This is a genomic window from Mesorhizobium sp. M5C.F.Ca.ET.164.01.1.1 (genome assembly GCF_004792125.1).
GTDB classification, from domain to species: Bacteria; Pseudomonadota; Alphaproteobacteria; order Rhizobiales; family Rhizobiaceae; genus Mesorhizobium; species Mesorhizobium wenxiniae.
The window spans coordinates 1-279 of sequence record NZ_SRTG01000640.1; the positions used below are offsets into that span (position 1 = coordinate 1).

General features: G+C 57.3%; 1 protein-coding gene. It reads left to right on the forward strand.

What is annotated here, in order from left to right:
- Positions 1–80: 80 nt before the first annotated feature.
- A partial coding sequence (locus tag EN807_RS35100; protein WP_135938127.1) for a twin-arginine translocation signal domain-containing protein occupies positions 81–279 on the forward strand: 199 nt, incomplete at its 3' end.

Genomic DNA, 279 nt, shown 5'->3' on the forward strand with positions numbered 1-279 from the left:
GTCGTTCTTGGCCGTCTCAATTGATGACCGCCTTCATTCAACACTCAATGACCAAACCAAAACAAGACAGGGGAATGAACATGACAAAGACGACTGAAACAAAACCGGGAATTTCGCGCCGCTCGCTGCTGAAGACGGGGGCTGCTGCCGTCGGCTTCGCCGCCGGTTCCGGCGTCATCACAGGCTTTCCGACCATCTGGGCGCAGTCCAACATCACGCTACGCCAGTTCGGTACCGGCGTGTCGAACCTCAATGCCATCGCCGACAAGTGCAAGGCCG